The sequence below is a fragment of the Brevundimonas sp. GW821-FHT12C05 genome (assembly GCF_058807475.1).
The window spans coordinates 391918-409017 of the sequence record NZ_JBXAQS010000002.1 but is presented as its reverse complement, the minus strand read 5'-3'; the positions used below and the strand labels follow the sequence as shown (position 1 = coordinate 409017).

The 17100-nt window shown below is 70.0% G+C and carries 17 protein-coding genes; 11 read left to right on the top strand and 6 right to left on the bottom strand.

Going from position 1 to position 17100, the window contains the following annotated elements; all coding sequences use genetic code 11:
• Window positions 1-49: 49 nt before the first annotated feature.
• The 3 genes from AC1RRF_RS11390 to AC1RRF_RS11380 all read right to left on the bottom strand — a co-directional run bounded on the left by AC1RRF_RS11390 (window position 50) and on the right by AC1RRF_RS11380 (window position 3184).
• Entirely contained in the window at window positions 50-2206 is a 2157-nt protein-coding gene (locus AC1RRF_RS11390) for a protein-disulfide reductase DsbD family protein (RefSeq protein WP_492834554.1), read from the bottom strand.
• Window positions 2207-2289: 83 nt separating this feature from the next.
• Window positions 2290-2739, bottom strand: a complete 450-nt coding sequence (locus AC1RRF_RS11385) for an OmpA family protein (RefSeq protein ID WP_492834552.1) — start codon at window positions 2737-2739, stop codon at window positions 2290-2292.
• A 103-nt stretch (window positions 2740-2842) separates the two neighbouring features.
• On the bottom strand, window positions 2843-3184 hold the full coding sequence (locus tag AC1RRF_RS11380) for a YMGG-like glycine zipper-containing protein (protein ID WP_492834550.1): 342 nt from the start codon (window positions 3182-3184) through the stop codon (window positions 2843-2845).
• A 159-nt stretch (window positions 3185-3343) separates the two neighbouring features.
• On the opposite strand from AC1RRF_RS11380, the gene AC1RRF_RS11375 reads away from it, so the two are divergent.
• The 6 genes from AC1RRF_RS11375 to AC1RRF_RS11350 all read left to right on the top strand — a co-directional run bounded on the left by AC1RRF_RS11375 (window position 3344) and on the right by AC1RRF_RS11350 (window position 9683).
• Window positions 3344-3685 (top strand): hypothetical protein, encoded by a 342-nt coding sequence (locus tag AC1RRF_RS11375; RefSeq protein WP_492834548.1) that lies wholly within the window; start codon window positions 3344-3346, stop codon window positions 3683-3685.
• A gap of 59 nt (window positions 3686-3744) precedes the next feature.
• A complete protein-coding gene (locus AC1RRF_RS11370) occupies window positions 3745-4716 on the top strand; it encodes a diacylglycerol/lipid kinase family protein (protein WP_492834546.1) in 972 nt (323 codons plus the stop codon).
• Window positions 4716-5567: a metallophosphoesterase family protein gene (locus AC1RRF_RS11365; protein WP_492834544.1), complete on the top strand. Its 852-nt coding sequence runs from the start codon at window positions 4716-4718 to the stop codon at window positions 5565-5567. Before AC1RRF_RS11370 ends, AC1RRF_RS11365 begins: the two co-directional genes overlap by 1 nt.
• A gap of 62 nt (window positions 5568-5629) precedes the next feature.
• Window positions 5630-6853 carry a BaiN/RdsA family NAD(P)/FAD-dependent oxidoreductase gene (locus tag AC1RRF_RS11360; protein WP_492834542.1) on the top strand — a complete coding sequence of 408 codons (1224 nt, stop codon included), beginning with the start codon at window positions 5630-5632 and terminating at the stop codon, window positions 6851-6853.
• Between the two features lie 18 nt (window positions 6854-6871).
• On the top strand, window positions 6872-8515 hold the full coding sequence (locus AC1RRF_RS11355) for a M20/M25/M40 family metallo-hydrolase (RefSeq protein ID WP_492834540.1): 1644 nt from the start codon (window positions 6872-6874) through the stop codon (window positions 8513-8515).
• Window positions 8516-8546: 31 nt separating this feature from the next.
• Complete coding sequence (locus AC1RRF_RS11350; RefSeq protein ID WP_492834538.1) at window positions 8547-9683, top strand: serine hydrolase domain-containing protein; 1137 nt, start codon at window positions 8547-8549, stop codon at window positions 9681-9683.
• Here AC1RRF_RS11350 and AC1RRF_RS11345 read toward each other — a convergent pair.
• Window positions 9668-11128: an MFS transporter gene (locus AC1RRF_RS11345; protein ID WP_492834536.1), complete on the bottom strand. Its 1461-nt coding sequence runs from the start codon at window positions 11126-11128 to the stop codon at window positions 9668-9670. The genes AC1RRF_RS11350 and AC1RRF_RS11345 overlap by 16 nt on opposite strands.
• Before the next feature lie 182 nt (window positions 11129-11310).
• Here AC1RRF_RS11345 and AC1RRF_RS11340 point away from each other — a divergent pair, with 182 nt between their 5' ends.
• Window positions 11311-11925: a hypothetical protein gene (locus tag AC1RRF_RS11340; RefSeq protein WP_492834534.1), complete on the top strand. Its 615-nt coding sequence runs from the start codon at window positions 11311-11313 to the stop codon at window positions 11923-11925.
• On the opposite strand, the gene rarD is transcribed toward AC1RRF_RS11340, so the two are convergent.
• Both rarD and AC1RRF_RS11330 read right to left on the bottom strand, forming a co-directional pair.
• On the bottom strand, window positions 11922-12851 hold the full coding sequence (gene rarD, locus AC1RRF_RS11335) for an EamA family transporter RarD (protein WP_492834532.1): 930 nt from the start codon (window positions 12849-12851) through the stop codon (window positions 11922-11924). The two genes, AC1RRF_RS11340 and rarD, sit on opposite strands and share 4 nt — an antisense overlap.
• An 84-nt stretch (window positions 12852-12935) precedes the next feature.
• The gene (locus AC1RRF_RS11330; protein WP_492834531.1) at window positions 12936-13982 is read right to left on the bottom strand and encodes an aspartate-semialdehyde dehydrogenase; all 1047 of its coding nucleotides are present in this window, start codon (window positions 13980-13982) and stop codon (window positions 12936-12938) included.
• Window positions 13983-14133: 151 nt separating this feature from the next.
• Between AC1RRF_RS11330 and zapE the strand changes: the two genes are divergently transcribed.
• The 4 genes from zapE (at window position 14134) to AC1RRF_RS11310 (ending at window position 17090) form a co-directional block, all read left to right on the top strand.
• Complete coding sequence (gene zapE / locus AC1RRF_RS11325; protein ID WP_492834530.1) at window positions 14134-15237, top strand: cell division protein ZapE; 1104 nt, start codon at window positions 14134-14136, stop codon at window positions 15235-15237.
• A 134-nt stretch (window positions 15238-15371) separates the two neighbouring features.
• Complete coding sequence (locus AC1RRF_RS11320) at window positions 15372-15914, top strand: type III secretion system chaperone family protein (protein ID WP_492834529.1); 543 nt, start codon at window positions 15372-15374, stop codon at window positions 15912-15914.
• A gap of 319 nt (window positions 15915-16233) precedes the next feature.
• Complete coding sequence (locus tag AC1RRF_RS11315; protein WP_492834528.1) at window positions 16234-16710, top strand: LuxR C-terminal-related transcriptional regulator; 477 nt, start codon at window positions 16234-16236, stop codon at window positions 16708-16710.
• Between the two features lie 14 nt (window positions 16711-16724).
• Window positions 16725-17090, top strand: a complete 366-nt coding sequence (locus tag AC1RRF_RS11310) for a hypothetical protein (RefSeq protein ID WP_492834527.1) — start codon at window positions 16725-16727, stop codon at window positions 17088-17090.
• Window positions 17091-17100: the final 10 nt, after the last annotated feature.

The following is a 17100-nucleotide window of genomic DNA, read 5'->3' as shown; positions in this document are numbered from 1 at the left end:
CCCTTGTCCTCCGGCGCGACGCCGGCCTCCCTCGACCCGCAACGCCGCCTCAGCGGCCCGCGGCCGCCTCGTCCAGGGCCTGGACGACCAGCCCTCCGGTCAGCAGTTGCGGCAACACCCGAGGCTCATCGGATCCCGGGGCGTAAAGCAGATACAGCGGCACGCCCGAGCGGCCGTGTCGCTGCAGTTCGGCGGTGATCGCGTCATCACGCCGCGTCCAGTCTCCGACCATATAGACGGCCTTGCTCCGTTCCATCGCCCGCCTCACCTCGGGCGCGGTCAGGGCGGTGCGCTCGTTGATCTTGCAGGTCACGCACCAATCGGCGGTGAAATTGACCAGCACGGGCCGCCCCTGCGCCAGCGCGGCCTCGACGGCCGCCGGGGACCATGCGGCGCCCTCGGGGCCCTCGGCGCGCGCCGCCGTCGGCTCGGCCGGGACCCGCACGGCCAGCGTCAGCGCGCCCCCCGCCAGCACCAGCACGACCAGGCCCGCCGTCGCGTGGACCACGCCGCGTTGGCCCAACGCCCGTTGCCCTTGGCCGGCGCCGACCAGCCAAAGCCCCGCCGCCGCCAGCAGTCCGGCCACGAATAGCAGGCCCAGGGCGTCGGCTCCGGTCTGGCGGCTGAACACCCAGGCCAGCCACAGGGCGGCGCCGTACATGGGGAAGGCCAGCAGGCCCTTCAGCCGCTCCATCCAGGCGCCCGGGCGGGGCAGCCTGGCCAGCAGGCGCGGGCTCAGGCTGACCAGCACATAGGGCAGGGCCAGCCCCAGCCCCAGCATCAGGAAGACCGCCAGAGCCATCGGCCACGGCATCAGCAGGGCGGCGCCGAGGGCGAAGGCCATGAAGGGGGCGGTGCAGGGCGCGGCCACGATCACGGCCAGCGCACCGGTGAAGAAGGCGCCGATCCCGCCCGGCAGACGGGCCAGCGGCCCGGACCCGGCGCCCTGCAGCCCGGCCCCGACGTGGAAGACCCCCGACAGGTTCAGGGCCACGGCCAGCATAAGCACCGCCAGTCCCGCCGTCACCGGCGGCGACTGCAGCTGGAAGCCCCAGCCGATCGCCTCGCCCGCCGCCCTCAGGCCCAGCAGCACGCCCGCCAGCACCAGGAAAGTGACCAGCACGCCCGCCAGGAAGGCCAGGCCGTCCATCCGCGAGCGCCGGGCGTCATGGGCCGAGGCCGCCAGCGCCGCCGCCTTCATCGCCAGGATGGGAAAGACGCAGGGCATCAGGTTCAGGATCAGTCCGCCCAGAAGGGCGAAGGCCATGGCCTGGGCGAAGACGGCCCAGCCGGCCGCCGGCGCCTGTGTCGCCGGGACGGCGTCCGGCAGGGCGGCCAGATCGCCCGATCCAGTCGCGCCGGGCAGGACGGCGCCCGGCTCGGCCGTGATCTCGAACGCGCCTTCGGACGTCGCCAGCACGCCCGACACCGGGCCGGTCAGGCCGCCGGACAGGACCTTGCCGCCCGCCCCCAGCACCAGCGTCAGACCGTTCGGGCCCCATGACCCCGTCTGCGCGGCCGCATGATCGATGGTCCCGGAGGCATAGGGGAAGAAATAGCTCGCGCCCGGATCCTTGCCCGCCAGCGGCCCGCCGGTCGCGGTCAGGGTCAGGACGCCGTTGTCCAGCGTCGCCCGGGCGGTGATCCCCGCGGGACGGGGCGCCTGTTCCAGCACCCGGGCGATGGCCGCGCCGTGCGCCGGGTCCTGGGGCGCCGCGCCCTCGCGGATGGGCAGGTCCAGGGTCAGGGTCAACTCGTCCGGCACGCACATCTCGGCGCTGCAGACCAGGAACAGGGCCTTCACCGACAGCGGCAGCGTCGAACCCGGCCGGGCGTCGGCGGGAATCTCGACCGGCACGGGCAGGTAGACCTTGCCCTCATAGCCGTAGTTGACCAGCCCCTGCAGCCGTTGCCGCTCGGGCAGGGGCCACACGATCTCGCCGGCGCGCACGCCCGTCGGCAGGGTCCAGTTCAGAGTGGTCGCGCCGCCGGAGTCGCCCGGATTGCGCCAATAGGTGTGCCAGCCGGGCTGGATGTCCTGACGGATCGCCACCACGGCGGTCGAGCCCGGCGCGGCCCAGCGGCTCATCGAGACCAATTCGGCCTCGATGCGCTCGCTGCGCTGGGGACCGGCTTGCGCCCACGCCAGGGCGGGGGCCAGCAGCAGGCCGGTCAGGATCAGGAAACGGAACAGCAGTCGGCGCACGCGACGGTCTTTCGCTCGGGGAGCGTCGACCTTAGCCGCTCGCGCCCCTGCCCGTCACCGTCCGCCGTCAGCGTCAGGTCGCCTCACCGGCGCGGGGCGGCCTCGACCAGCACCTCGGTGCGGCGGCGCATCGGCTCATTGGCCCCGCCGGCCGTCGTGGCGCCCGCGTCGCCCACGGCGCCGACCTCGAAGGCCGGGGCGGGCCAGCCCGCCGCCGTCAGCGCCTCGGCCACGGCCACGGCGCGACGTTGCGACAGGTCCAGGTTCGATTGCACTCCGCCGGTGGCCGAGGCCAGGCCCAGCACCTGCACCCGTTTGATGTCGCAGCCCTGCAGCTGCGTCGCGGTCAGGCCGATGGCCTGCAGCGCCGGATTGGTCAGCCGCGCCTCGTTCTCGGCGAAATAGACCTCGAACCGCTTCGTCGAGCACGCCGACGGCTCAGCGACCAGCGCGCTGCGGTCGCGCATCCCCGGCGTCCAGCCGCACCCGGCCAGGGCCGCCGCGACGGTCGTGATGATGATCAGACGTTTCATAGGCATCCCCTGTCTCCTCCGCCCAGCCCCGGGCGACGCAAGAAAAAGGGCGGTCCGTCGCCGACGAACCGCCCCGGAACTTCAGGCTAAAGGCCCACGCTCCCTAGCGGCGGCGCTGACCGTTTTCCCAGTAACACTCATCCTGACGGCCGTCGTAGCAATAGTAGTACCGGCCCTGGTTGTCGCTGTAACGGCGCTGGTTGGCGCGGTCTTGCGACGAGCCGCGGATCGCGCCGGCGGCGCCGCCGACAACCGCACCGATGGCCGCGCCGGTGCCGGCGTTGCCGTTACCCACGTTGTTGCCGATGATGGCGCCGGCGACAGCGCCGATGCCGGCGCCGATGGCGCCCTGACGGACCGTTTCATTCGAGCCGCCGTAGCCGTCGCTGGCGCAGGCCGAAGCCATCATGCCGGCGGCCGCAATCGCGATGATCGCCTTCTTCATGGTGTGTTCCTTACATCCCTCGGGTTCGCCCCGTGGGTGAGAACGCTGGATAAGCGTCACGGTTCCCCGGCCTATGACGATGGTTAAGCCTGTATTAGGCTTGGTTCCGGCGGCGCGGAGGGCGCGCGGCGGGATTTTCGGGTGAGACGGGGGTTTCGTATGCGTTTTTCTGAACCGGTTCGTATGGCGGACGACGGCGAGCACAGCCCGGTATGGGCGCGCACCAAGCGTCGCCGTGGAGCAAATCCTCTGGTGGGCGTCATCGTGACCCTGCTGGCGGTGTTCGGCGTCCTGACGGCCGTGCTGGGCGTCAAGGAACGGTCGCTGGCCGAAGGCGGCGCGATCATGGACGGCTGGATCTCCAGCGCCGTGTCCGCCGTGAAGGGCGAGGCGCCCAAGGTCGCCGATGAGGCGGTCGACGCCGCCGGCGCCGCCGCCGGCAAGGCGGGTGACGCGGCCCAGGCCGGCGCCGCCGCCGCCACCGACGAACTCAAGAAATAACCGACGCCGCGGGGCCTCGCGCCGCCGGAACATCCCCCGTCGCGGGACGTTCGGGCGGCATGAGCACAACAACGGCTACGGTTTCCGATCCGACGGCCGCATCTCCGGATGCGGTCGTCGAACCACGCCCGCTGACACCCCATCTGGAGCTGTCGCGGATCATCATGTTGGTCAATCCGCTGTCTGGCGGCGTAGGTCCCCGCGCGGTCGCGGAGGCCGAGACCCTCCTGTCCGAGTACGCCTGTGACGCCTCGGTGGTGTCGCTGGAGGGCGACCAGTTCGACCAGCAGATCCAGGACGCGCTCGACGCCAGGCCCGACGTCCTGTTCGTGCTGGCGGGCGACGGCACCGCCGGGACCATCGCCTCGCGCGCCGGGCCGGACGGCCCCCTGGTCGCACCCCTGCCCGGCGGGACCATGAACATGCTGCCACGGGCGCTGTACGGCACCGCCGACTGGAAGCTGGCGCTCCAGCGAGCCCTGGAGGAGGGCGCGCCCCAGTGCGTCGCGGGCGGCGAGGTCACCGACGGCGAGATCAAGCAGGCCTTCTATTGCGCGGCCATCATGGGCTCCCCGGCGCTGTGGGCGCCCGCCCGCGAGGCCATGCGGACCGGCAAGCTGAAACTGGCCTGGCTCTACGCCCGCCGGGCCTTCAAGCGGGCCTTCAGCGGCCGCCTGCGCTTCTCGCTGGACCAACGGCCCGAGCGCCGCGCCGAGGCCCTGGTCCTGATCAGCCCGATGATCTCGCGCGCCATGGAGGAAAACACCGGGCTGGAAGCCGCGGCCATGAACCCCAGCGACGCGATGGAAGCCTTCCGTCTGGCGGCGCACGCGGTGATGGACGACTGGCGCCAGGATCCGGCCGTGACCACCCGCGCCACCCGGAACGTCACGATCCGCGCCCGCTCGCGCATCCCCGCCGTCATCGACGGCGAGCCGGTGCTGCTGCGGCACGAAGCGAAGGTGCGCTTCATCCCCAAGGCCTTCCAGGCGTTGGCGCCCATCCCGCCGGCGGCGGAGGACGCCGTCTAGTGCGGCGTATCCTGCAGTTCTCGGACATCCATTTCGGCTGCGAGCATCGCCACGCCTGCGCCGCCGCGCTCGACTACGCCCACGCCCATCCGGCTGACCTGATCCTGATCACGGGCGACATCACCCAGCAGGGCCTTCCCGACGAGTTCGCGGCCGCCGGGGAATGGATTCGACGGATGCCGGACCCCCGCTTCGTCATCGTCGGCAATCACGACGTGCCTTACTGGAGCCTGACCGCCCGCCTGTTTCATCCGTGGAAGGCGTTCGAGACGGCCATCGGCCACCCCGCCCACGATCATCAGTTCCTCAGTCCCGACCTGATGGTGCGCGGCGTCGTCACGGCGCGCGGCTGGCAGGCGCGGGCCAACTGGTCCAAGGGCGTCATCGACCTGGACCAGACCCGCAAGGCCGCCGAAGCCCTGCGTCAGGCGCCGGTCGGCGCCCTGCGCGTGCTAGCCTGCCACCATCCGCTGGTCGAAATGATCGGCACGCCCATGACCGGCGATGTGAAGCGCGGCGACGAGGCGGCGCTGATCTTCGCCGAGGCCGGGGTCGATCTCATCACCACCGGCCACGTCCATGTGCCCTTCGCCCTGCCGATCAACCTGGGCGACCACTGTTCCTATGCGGTCGGCTGCGGGACGCTGTCCCATCGCGAACGGGGGGTTCCGGCCAGCTTCAACCAGATCGAATGGGACGCCCATGAGATCACGGTGACCGCCATCGCCTGGACCGGTGAGCGGTTCGAGCCCAGCCAGACCTGGCGTCTGCCGCGCCGTCAGGACACGCGCAAACCCGCCACCGCACCCGATCCCAACGCCCCGGGCGAGCGTGAGCGCGCGGCGGTCTGAGGTTGCGCGGCGGCCCGAACCGCGCTTGAGGTCCTGCCCGTCCGACTGAAAGCGACCCTGAGATGAAGACCGTCCATGTGATCGGCGCCGGACCCGCGGGCCTGATGGCCGCCGAAAGACTGGCCGGCGGCGGCGTCAAGGTCATCGTCCATGACGCCATGCCCTCGGTCGCGCGCAAATTCCTGATGGCCGGCCGCGGCGGACTGAACCTGACCCACTCCGAACCGCTGGACAGCTTTCTGGGCCGCTACAATGAGGCCGCCCCGGTGGTCTCGACCTGGTTGGACCGCTTCTCCCCCACCCGTCTGATCGGCTGGGTGGAGGGTCTGGGGCAGGCGACGTTCACCGGCTCCTCTGGCCGGGTGTTTCCCCGGGCGATGAAGGCCTCGCCTCTGCTGCGGGCCTGGCTGGGCCGGTTGTCGGACCTGGGCGTCGAGGTGCGGACCCGTTCGCGCTGGACCGGCCGCCGCGATGGGGGCTGGGTCTTCGCGACCCCGAACGGCGAGACCGTCGAACAGGCCGACGCCGTGGTTCTGGCGCTCGGCGGAGCCAGCTGGCCGCGCCTGGGCTCGGACGGGGGCTGGGCGGACGACCTGCGGGCGACGGGCGTCGAGATCGCGGACTTTCGCCCCTCCAACGTCGGCTTCGACGTGGCGTGGAGCGAGGTCCTGATCGAGCGGTTCGCGGGCGAGCCGTTGAAAACCATCAGCCTGACCCACGACGGCCAGATGGTGCGCGGCGACCTGATGCTGACCCGCTACGGACTGGAGGGAGGGGTGGTCTACGCCCTGTCCGCCGCCCTGCGCGACGCCATCGCGCGCGACGGCGCCGCGACCGTCGCGGTCGATCTGCGCCCCGATCTGACCATCGAACAACTCGCGGCCCGACTGACCCGGGCGCGCGGCAAGGACAGCGTCACCAACTGGCTGCGCAAGGCGGGCGGCCTGTCCCCGGCGGCGGTCGGGCTGATGCGCGAAATCCCTGGCGTGATCCCCGAGGGCGCCGACAAGCTGGCCCGGCGGATCAAGGCGGTGCGCCTGACCCTGACCGGGGTGCAGGGACTGGAGCGAGCCATTTCCTCGGCCGGCGGCGTCCGTCTGGACCAGGTCGACGCCCGGCTGATGCTCAAGGCCCTGCCGGGCGTCTTCGTCGCCGGCGAGATGCTGGACTGGGAAGCCCCGACCGGCGGCTACTTGCTGCAGGCGAGCCTGGCCTCGGGCGTGGTGGCGGCGGAGGGGTTGCTGGACTGGCTGGGCGTCGCGGGGCAGGGTGACCGCCCTTCCTGACCACCCGGAGTATCCGACATGCGCCTGAGATCGACCCTCGTTTCGACCACGGCGCTACTCTGTCTCATGGGCGCCGCGCCCACTCTGGCCTGGGCCCAGCAGGCCGACCCAGCCCGCCTGAACGAGTACACCCGCGTCCTCGCCTCGGACGAATTCGAAGGCCGGGGCGTGGCCACGGCGGGCGAGCAGAAGACCGTCGACTATGTGGTGGCGCAATTCCGGGCGCTCGGCCTTGAGCCGGGGGGCCCGGACGGCCAGTGGGTGCAGACCGCCCATCTCAGCCGCACCCAGCAGGACGGACCCGCCGTCATCACCGCCACCGTCGGCGGCGCGACCCGGACGCTGGAGCGGGGTCCGCAGATCCTCGTGGCCAGCGACCGACCGGTCGACCGCATCACCGTCACCGACGCCCCGGTGATCTTCGCGGGCTACGGCGTCGATGCGCCCGAGCGAAACTGGGACGATTTCAAGGACGTCGATGTGCGGGGCAAGATCCTGCTCGTCATCGTCAACGACCCCGACTTCGGCGCGCCCGAGGGCCACCCCGTGACGGGCCGGTTCGACGGCAATGCGATGACCTTCTATGGCCGCTGGACCTACAAATTCCAGGAGGCGGCGCGGCAGGGGGCGGCGGGCGTGCTGGTCATCCACGACACCGCCGGCGCCGGCTATGGCTGGAGCGTGCTGGAGAACTCCTCCACCGCGCCCGACTTCGACATCGTGCGGACGAACTGGGAGGCCGAGCGCGTTCCGGCCCAGGGCTGGATTCAGGGCGATGTGGCGGAGCGACTGATCCGCGACGCGGGTCTCGACTACGCCGCTCTGCGCGATCAGGCCCGTACGCCGCAGTTCCGGCCGGTCGAACTGCCCGGGGTGACGATGTCGATCGACTTCGGCCAGACCCACGCCAACATCGAAAGCCGCAACATCCTGGCCCGCATTCCGGGGTCGGAGCATCCGGACGAGACGGTGCTCTACGGCGCCCACTGGGACGCCTATGGCCGGGCCACGCCCAAGAACGGCGACGACATCTATAACGGCGCCGTGGACAATGCGACGGGCGTGGCCGCCGTGCTGGAGCTGGCGCGGCTGTTCAAGGCAGGCCCAGCGCCCAAGCGCTCGGTCGTCTTCGCCGCCTGGACCGCCGAGGAAGCGGGCCTTCTGGGCGCCGAATACTACGCCGCCAATCCGGTCTGGCCGCTGGAGACCACGGTCGCCAATATCAATATGGACAGCTTCCTTCCGGGCACGGAGGTCTCGCCCGAGATCGTCGTCATCGGCGCCGGCAAGAGCCAGACCGACGCCTGGATCGAGCGCCGCGCCACCGAACAGGGCCGCCGCCTGATCCCCGACCCCGCGCCCCAGGCCGGCGGCTTCTACCGCTCCGACCACTTCCCGCTGGCCAAGATGGGCGTCCCCGCCCTGTTCGCCGCCGCCGGCTTCACCGGTCACAACGCCGCCAGCCGCGACTACGTCCAGAACCGCTATCATCAGCCTTCGGACGAGTGGACCCCGGACTGGGTCATGGACGCCGCCGCCGTGGACGTGAACCTGCTCTACGCCGTCGGCCGCGACCTCGCCGACAGCCGGGAGTGGCCGCGGTGGAACGCGGGCGCCGAGTTCGAGGCCGCGCGGAACGCCTCGGCGGATCGGCGGGAGTGACGGACGCGGGCGAGGCCGGTAGGAGGACAGCATGACCGACCTTCCCGACATCCACGGCGTCTGCCCGCCCGAGTTCGCCGCCGTGAAGGACGCCTTCGCCGCCAACTTCACCGACGCGCCGGAAGGTCTGAACGAACAGGGCGCGCGGTTCAGCGTCTGCATCGACGGCGAGACGGTCGTCGATCTGTGGGGCGGCTGGGCCGATGCGGCCAGGACGGTTCCGTTCGGCGAGCGGACCCTGACGCCCGTCTTCTCGACCGGCAAGGCGGTGATGGCCCTGTTGATCGCGACCTGCATCGAGCGCGGGCTGCTGGATTACGAGGCGACGGTCGCGTCCTACTGGCCGGCCTTCGGACAGGCGGGCAAGGACCGCATCACCGTCGGCCAGATGATGAGCCATCAGGCGGGTCTGCCGGGGTTCGACACCACCGAGGACCCGGCGATCTGGTTCGACCGCGAGGCGACCTTGGCCCGCCTATGCGCCCAGACGCCGATGTGGGAGCCGGGCACGGCCTCGGGCTACAGCCCAATCGTCATCGGTTATCTGGCCGGCGAGCTGTTCCGCATCGTCGACGGGCGGACGATGGGCACGGCGCTGCGGCAGGACTTCCCCGGCCTCGACCTGTGGATCGGCCTCCCGGAGGCCGAACACGACCGGGTGGCGCAGATGCGCAAGCCGGCCAAGGCCACCGATCTGGGGCCCATCGACGCCATCAAGACCGCCGCCTTCCTCGACAAGGGTTCCTCGCCGGGCGGGCGCGGCTCGGCCGAATGGCGCTCCATCGAGATCCCCTCGGCCAACCTGCACGGGACCGCGCCGGATCTGGCCCGTATCGTCGGCGTCGTCGCCAACGGCGGCGCGTTCGAGGGACGGACGATCCTGTCCCCGGAGACCCTCGCCGCCGCGACGCGCGAGCGCATCCACGGCCTGGACAAGGTGCTGCCCTTCGTCATGGGCTGGGCCGCCGGCTTCACGCGCAATGACGGGCTGAACATCTTCGGTCCGAACGAGAACACGGTCGGCCACTGCGGCTGGGGCGGCAGCTGCGTCCTCGCCGATCCGGCCCTAGGCCTGTCGGCGGCCTATGTCATGACCCGGCAGTCGGCCTATCTGATCGGCGACCCGCGCGCCCAGAGGCTGATCGGCGCGCTCTACGGCGCGCTCTGAACGCGCTTCGGCGCCGTCAGGGCGCCGATGACGCCGGCGGCGATGGCCGCCAGCGCGCAGGTGACCATCACCCCGACATAGCCCCGGTGGAAGGCGTCGCGCAGCGCGCCGTCCGTGGTCTCTCCGCCCATGAAGGCCCCCAGCAGGTCCCGCGCGGTTGCCGGATCGGGAAGGTGGCGGACGAACAGCGCCGACAGAACGACGCCGAGAACCGCCACGGCCAGCAGGCCCGCCACTCGAGCGACGGCGTTGTTGATCCCCGAGGCGACGCCGGTATGGCCTTCGGGAACGGCGCCCATCACCGCGGCCGTCAGCGGCCCGACCGCCAGCGTCATTCCGATCGCCAGCACGGTCATCCCGGCCAGGGGGCCTCCGACATAGCCGGCGTCCGGCCGCATGACGGCGAGCAGGAGCAGGCCGCCCCCCGCCAACACCGGGCCCAGCCCCAGCGACAGCCGCGCCCCGAACCGGTCGGCCAGCCGACCGGCCGCGCCGGAAAACAGGCTCATGATCACGGCGAAGGGCAGCATGGCCGCGCCCGCCATCGTCGCGCTCCAGCCGTGCACCCGGATCAACTGGAACGGCAGGAAGAACATCGCCCCGCCGAGCGCGAAATACAGCAGCAACGTCAACAGGTTGATTCCGCTGAACACGGACGATCGGAACAGACCCAGCGGCATCATCGGGTGTTTCTCCCGCGCCTCGGCCCACAGGAAGGCGACCAGCAGCGCCGCGCCGCCCGCCAGGCCGCCGACGATCCACGGGCCGGTCCAGCCGAGATCGGGCGCCGCCGTCAGCGCCCAGGTCAGGGCCGCCAGCCCGGTCATGGCCAGCACGCCGCCGAGCCAGTCCAACCCCCTGGCGTCGGCGTCCCGGCTTTCGGGCACGGCCTTCAGGGTGACCAGCGCCGTCAGGGCGGCCAGCGGGACATTGATCCAGAAGATGAAGCGCCAGTCCGCGGCGTCGGCCAGCCAGCCGCCGACCAGCGGCCCGATCATGCCGAACAGGGCGCCCGCACCGGCCCAGGTTCCGAAGGCCCTGCCGCGCTCCTCGGGCGGGAAGACCGCGCCGATGACGGCCAGGGCGCCCGGCGTCAGCAGGGCCGCGCCGACCCCCTGCACCGCCCGCCCCGCGATCAGCAGTTCGACGCTCGGCGCCAGGCCGCAGGCGACGGAGGCCAGGGCGAAGAGCGCCACCCCGATCAGGAAGACCCGCCGTCGTCCGAACCGGTCCCCCGCCGCCCCGCCGATCAGCACCAGGGCGCCCAGGGTCAGCAGATAGGCGTTCGACACCCACTGCACGGCGGCGGGGCCAGCGCCGAGATCGCGCTGGATCGCGGGAAGGGCCACGCCCAGGGCCGAACCGTCGATGAAGGTCAGGCTGGAGCCCAGCACCGTGGCGACCAGCACCCACCGCTTGCGGGTCTTGGACAGGGTGTCGCTCATGCCCTCAGCCTAACGATGTTTCGTCCTCGCGCCAGCGGGCGGATGACAGGCGCGGCGGCGCCGCCTAGGCTTCGTTTGCTGGAGGGGCGATGACGGATCCGGGATCGCAGGAGGAACCGCCGCGCGGCGGGTTGCGGGAGGTCGCGGCGGATGCGACCGGCTTCGGCGCGAATGAATTGCGCATGACCCGCGATCTTGTGCTTGATCCCCGACGTGTCGTGACGCTGCAGGCCACGCCCGGATCGCCCTACGCCAAGCCGCTCCGGTACTATCTGGCCCTGAACGGCCTGTTCCTGCTGGTGCTGGGCATGTTGGGCGGGTTCGAGGGTCGGCTGGGCGCCATGCCGACCGCCCTGTTCGAGCCTCTGACGCGGATGTCCGGCAAGAGCCTGGACGCCTTCATGGCCGATCTGGACCAGTGGTACTCAATCCTGGCTATCCCGGCGATGGCCCTGTCGTCCTATCCGGTCCTCGACCGGCTCTTCCGACGCTGGTCGGTTCTCGGTCCAGACACCCGCGGCCAGGCCTTCACCTTCATGAGCGGCTGGAGCCTGCTGGGCGCACCCTTCGTCCTGGCGGGAGCGATATGGCCGGCGCTCGGCTCGGCGGCGGCCTTCATCAGCCCCATCATCCTGGCGTTGGTGTTCTTCCGCATGGGGCGCGAGGTGTGGTGGCGCACCCCCGGACAACTGTTCCAGCGCTTCCTGGCGTTGTTCGTCCTGGTGCACCTGGCCATCATCGCGGCCGCCCTCGCCGTGATCCTGCTGGCCCTGGCTGGAGCGACCTGGGGAGCCTAGACGGGCCCGGCCGCGTCCTTCAACGCCTGGCGCGCCGCGCGCACCCGGAACCAGGCCGCCGCCGCGAACACGCCCGCGCCGATCCAGATAAAGGCGAACGAGGCGATCCGCAGGCCGGTCAGCTGCTCGCCCGCCCAGACGCCGACGGCGAACTGCAGGGTCGGGGCCAGGAACTGGATGAAGCCGATGGTCGACAGCGGCAGGCGGCGCGCGGACCAGGCGAACAGGGCCAGGGGCAGCACCGTCGCCGGACCGTTGGCCAGGGCCCACAGGGTGTTCGTGGGGCTGTCGAAGGCCACGCCCGCGCCGGTGTGCTGCAGCCACAGCACCCAGATCAGGCCCAGCGGCGCCAGCAGCAAGCATTCGACCAGCAGGCCGGCCTGGGCGTCGATGGGCACGCGCTTGCGGATGACGCCATAGCTGGCGAACGAAATGGCCAGTGCGATGGAGATCCACGGCGGCCGGCCCAGCGCCAAGGCCTGCAGCACGACGCCGACCGCGGCCAGACCGATGGCGACCCAGCCCCATTTGTCGATCTTCTCGCGGAACAGCCACAGGCCCACGACCATGTTGAGCAGCGGGTTGATGTAGTAGCCGAGGCTGGCTTCCAGCGTCGCATGGTGGGTGGTGGCCCAGACGTAGATGCCCCAGTTGACCGCGATCAACGCCGTGGACAGCGTCAGCCAAGCCAGCACCTTCGGCGTGCGGAACACCGCCAGCACCTGCCCGCCCTGTTTCGCCAGCATGACCAGCAGCCCCGCCACCAGCACCGCCCACAGGGCGCGGTGGGCCAGGATCTCGAACGCGTCGAAACCGACGGCGTGCTGGCCCATGAACAGCAGGGGCATCAGCCCCCACAGGACATAGCAGCCGAATGCGGACAGCAGGGCGGGACGGCTCTGGTCGGAGCCGGGTGCGGGGGCCATGGGCTTCTCCTTCGCCGACGGACTAGTCCGGGGAGGGCGGCGAGGCTGGCGGGAAACGGCCGCGTCCGATGACGCGGCCGACGCTTAGACAGTCAGGGTGCGATAGCCGCTGGAAGACTTGATCGTACCGGTCTCGTCGAGCAGCTGGGCGATCTGGACGGCGTTCAAGGCCGCGCCCTTGCGCAGGTTGTCCGACACCACCCAGAACGACAGGCCGTTCTCGACCGTATGATCCTTGCGGATGCGGCTGACGTAGACGGCGTGCTCGCCGGCGGCGTCGACCGGGGTGATGTAGCCGTCGGCCTCGTGCTTATCGATGACTTGCACGCCGGGGGCGTCGCGCAGGATGGCGCGGGCCTCGTCGGGGCTGATCGACTTGTCGAACTCGACCGTCACCGACTCGGAGTGGCCGACGAAGACCGGGACGCGGACGCAGGTGACCGTCAGCTTGATGTCCGGGTCCAGCATCTTGTGGGTCTCGTCCCACATCTTGGCTTCCTCGTCGGTGTAGCCGTCGTCGCGGAACGAACCGATGAAGGGCAGGACGTTGAAGGCGATCTGCTTGGGAAATTTCTTCGGCGTGGCGTCGCCCAGGCCGTAGATGGCCTTGGTCTGGTTCCACAGCTCGTCCATGCCTTCCTTCCCGGCGCCCGACACCGACTGGTAGGTCGAGACCACGACGCGCTTGATCCTGGCGGCGTCATGCAGGGGCTTGAGGGCCACGACCAGCTGGACGGTCGAGCAGTTCGGGTTGGCGATGATGTTCTTCTTCTTCGCCAGCTTGATGTCGTCCGGGTTCACCTCCGGCACGATCAGCGGCACGTCCGGGTCCATGCGGAAGGCGGAGGAGTTGTCGATCACGATCGGACCGGCCTTGCCGATCTTTTCGGACCACGCCTTCGACACCGTGCCGCCGGCGCTCATCAGCACCAGGTCGACGGTCGAGAAGTCGAATTGCTCCAGGTCCTCGCACTTCAGCGTCTTGTCGCCGAAGGAGACCTCCATGCCCTTGGATTTTCGCGAGGCGATCGCATGCATCTTGTCGACGGGGAAGTTCAGTTCCTCGAGGATGTTCAGCATTTCCCGACCGACATTGCCGGTGGCGCCAACGACGGCGACGCGATAGCCCATGAGCATATTCCTTGGTGCGCTGATACTCGCCACGCGGTGGCTCGCTGCTGAGCGCGATAGGGGGTGTGGATAAGCGACCCAGCATGTAGTCCTTCGCAGGCGCGAAGCAATCGCTTTTCAGGCGGAGCGCCGACGGTTAAGCCCGAGAACGATGTCCTCTCGCATACGCACAGCTTATGAACGCCGTTTGGCCGACGGGCGGCTGACGCCCGATCCGTCGCAGGTGACGGTGGTCGAAGCGCTCGCGCGACTGGAGGCCGACCTGGAGAAGCGTGGCCTGTTCGGCGCTCGGCCGGAGGTGCGCGGAGTCTATCTGTGGGGGCCGCCGGGACGCGGCAAATCCATCCTGATGGACCTGTTCTTCGCCAACGCGCCGGAAGAGCGGAAGGTCCGCGCCCATTTCCACGCCTTCATGGCCCGCATCCACGACCTGATCGGCCAGTGGCGCAAGGGCGACGCCCAAGCCCGAAAGGCCGTGTTCGGACAATCGAAGGGGGATGACCCGATCCAGCCCGTCGCGGAACTGATCGCGTCGGAGGCCCGGCTGCTGTGTTTCGACGAACTTCAGGTCACCGACATCGCCGACGCCATGATCCTGGGCCGGCTGTTCGAGGCCCTGTTCGAGAAGAAGGTGGTGCTGGCCGTCACCTCCAACCGCGCGCCGGACCAGCTCTATCTGAACGGGATCAACCGCCAGCTCTTCCTGCCCTTCATCGACATGATCGAGGCCAAGTGCCAGGTCGTCTCCGTGCAGGGCGCCCGGGACTGGCGGCTGGACCGGCTGAGGGGCGACCGCATGTGGTTCGCGCCGAACGACGCGGACGCCCGCGCCGGTTTCGAGGCCCTGTGGTCCGACCTCAAGGGCGATCAACAGGAGTGCCCGACGCATCTGGTCGTTTTGGGCCGCGACGTGGTCATCGAGCGGACCGACGGCGGCATGGCGCGCGCGACGTTCGAGGAGTTGTGCGGCCGTCCGCTGGGACCACAGGACTATCTGGCCATCGCCGCGCGCTTCCACACCGTCTTCATCGAGGCCGTGCCGGTCCTGGGCCCGGCCAATCATCACGAGGCGCGCCGCTTCGTGACCCTGATCGACGCCCTGTACGAGGCCAGGGCGCGCCTGGTGGCGCTGGCCGCCGCCGCCCCCGAGGCGCTCTATACCGAGGGCGTCGGCGCTTTCGAGTTCGAGCGGACGGTCTCGCGCCTCAATGAAATGGCCTCGGCGGACTGGCTCGAACACGAGAGAGCGGCTTAGAGCAAAATTCTTGAGCCTGATTCACGGCATCAGCGGAATCGCGAAGCGATTCCTCTTCAGCCGATCAGGCTCTAGGGTGCAGCCACAATTTCGCTTCGCCGGTCGGACCTGATCGCGAACCCACGGAGATCGCCATGCGCCGCCTGACCCCCTTCGCCGTCGCCCTCGGCCTGACGTTCGCCGTCGCCGCGCCGGCCGCCGCCCAGACCCCGCCTCCCGCCGCGACGCCCGCGCCGGAACGCGGCGTGGTCCCGGCCGAGGTGAAGACCTGGCTGACCAACCTGGGCGGCACGGTCGCCGACCCCTCGCCGGTCGACGGCGGCTTCCTGCTGCGCGTCTCCGACGAGCCGCTGCCGTGGAGTCTCAGCCTGTTCGGCTGCCAGACCCGCTGCGACGATCTTCAGTACAACGCGGTCTTCACCGGCCCGATCACCGAAGCCCAGGTCACCGCCTGGAATCGCGACAACCGCTATCTGAAGGCGGTCTGGATCGCCCCTCAGACCGCGGGCGCCGACGCCACCATCCTCGCCCAGTACGATGTCCTGCTGCTGGCCGACGGAACCCCCCAGCTTCAGGAGCCGACCTACATCTGGCTCCAGCTCCTGACCCAGTTCGCCCGCACCCTGTTCCAGAGCGTGGCGCCGGCGGCGCCGGCGACTCCTTCGCCGGGCCGATAATCCCGGGATTGTAGGGACCGGCTCGATCACAATCGAAGATTGCCGAACGGAAAAGGCCGCGAAATAATTCGCGGCCTTTTTTCATTGGAACACACTCGAACAATCAGGCGCCGGACAAGGTGGGAAACGCGGCTTCTCGGCTCGAAAATGGCCACTTCGCTCTCAGTTCGCACGCATTCATGGGTCTGTCGGGTACTGAACACCACCTTGGGGCGTTAAGGATCAACGTGGTCCCGGGACTTCGAAAGCCGCGTGAAGAATCAAGGCTCTGGACGGCCACGACCTAACGGACTTAGCTGTCTCCGGGAGGGGTCGCGGAATGCCGGAAAGGTTGACGAAACGGCAGGAAGAATGCCTGCGCCTGTCGGCGACCATGACCGACAAGGAGATCGCGCGCGCGCTCGGCATCTCCGAAAACACCGTCGACAAACACTTCCGCGAAATCCTCCGAAAGTTCGGGGTCAACACGCGAAAAGCCGCCTTGCGCCTACTGGCGTCTGACGCGTCCTACGCGACGGACGCCATACCGCCGGACCCATTTTCGACGCCAGATCGGGTGGTCGATGCGGACCGGGTCGCCGGTTCCCTCGCTTCCGCTGTCCCGGCCGACCGCAGCCTCTACGGAGTCTACAGCCGACTGGGACGGTGGCGGACGCCCGGCTCGCTGGGCGTGCGGACCATGGCCATCTTCGGATGGGCGCTGGTGGGGCTGATCGTGCTGACCATCCTCACGGGGCTGGTCGGGCTGATCTTCGGGGGAACGGATCCTTTCGCACCGACAGGTGGCAATCCCTGACCCTGAAGGATCTCATGAACATCGCCCAGAAGCCCGACCAGTACGCCAGCGCCGTGGCGCTGGACCTGCGGGAAGCCGAACACATGATCGACGCGGCCGGCGCCCGGCTGGCCGACATGATCTCCCACGCCCTGTCCGGCCGCATGAGCGCCGGCCTGGCCGCCAGCGCCGGTCACCGGGCGTTCAGCGCCGCCGCCAAGGCGCTGCACACCCTGACCGAAGCCCGCGGCGAGTTGGTCGAGGCCCATGGCCACGCCCTGCGCGACGCACGACGCATGGGGCTGAACCACACCCTGCTGATCCCGGGCGAGACCAAGCCCCAGGACGGCGAGGTGCTGACGCCCACTCCCAAGACGACCGGCCGTCTGGCCACGGTCTGAAGATCAGCCC

Excerpts from the sequence above, each read along its gene's own strand:
- AC1RRF_RS11340 (WP_492834534.1), top strand. The coding sequence starts at position 11,311 with ATGACCCGCGATCTTGTGCTTGATCCCCGACGTGTCGTGACGCTGCAG.
- rarD (WP_492834532.1), bottom strand. The coding sequence starts at position 12,851 with ATGGCCCCCGCACCCGGCTCCGACCAGAGCCGTCCCGCCCTGCTGTCC.
- AC1RRF_RS11310 (WP_492834527.1), top strand. The coding sequence starts at position 16,725 with ATGAACATCGCCCAGAAGCCCGACCAGTACGCCAGCGCCGTGGCGCTG.
- AC1RRF_RS11330 (WP_492834531.1), bottom strand. The coding sequence starts at position 13,982 with ATGGGCTATCGCGTCGCCGTCGTTGGCGCCACCGGCAATGTCGGTCGG.
- AC1RRF_RS11350 (WP_492834538.1), top strand. The coding sequence starts at position 8,547 with ATGACCGACCTTCCCGACATCCACGGCGTCTGCCCGCCCGAGTTCGCC.
- AC1RRF_RS11315 (WP_492834528.1), top strand. The coding sequence starts at position 16,234 with ATGCCGGAAAGGTTGACGAAACGGCAGGAAGAATGCCTGCGCCTGTCG.
- zapE (WP_492834530.1), top strand. The coding sequence starts at position 14,134 with ATGTCCTCTCGCATACGCACAGCTTATGAACGCCGTTTGGCCGACGGG.
- AC1RRF_RS11360 (WP_492834542.1), top strand. The coding sequence starts at position 5,630 with ATGAAGACCGTCCATGTGATCGGCGCCGGACCCGCGGGCCTGATGGCC.
- AC1RRF_RS11355 (WP_492834540.1), top strand. The coding sequence starts at position 6,872 with ATGCGCCTGAGATCGACCCTCGTTTCGACCACGGCGCTACTCTGTCTC.
- AC1RRF_RS11385 (WP_492834552.1), bottom strand. The coding sequence starts at position 2,739 with ATGAAACGTCTGATCATCATCACGACCGTCGCGGCGGCCCTGGCCGGG.
- AC1RRF_RS11375 (WP_492834548.1), top strand. The coding sequence starts at position 3,344 with ATGCGTTTTTCTGAACCGGTTCGTATGGCGGACGACGGCGAGCACAGC.
- AC1RRF_RS11345 (WP_492834536.1), bottom strand. The coding sequence starts at position 11,128 with ATGAGCGACACCCTGTCCAAGACCCGCAAGCGGTGGGTGCTGGTCGCC.
- AC1RRF_RS11370 (WP_492834546.1), top strand. The coding sequence starts at position 3,745 with ATGAGCACAACAACGGCTACGGTTTCCGATCCGACGGCCGCATCTCCG.
- AC1RRF_RS11320 (WP_492834529.1), top strand. The coding sequence starts at position 15,372 with ATGCGCCGCCTGACCCCCTTCGCCGTCGCCCTCGGCCTGACGTTCGCC.
- AC1RRF_RS11380 (WP_492834550.1), bottom strand. The coding sequence starts at position 3,184 with ATGAAGAAGGCGATCATCGCGATTGCGGCCGCCGGCATGATGGCTTCG.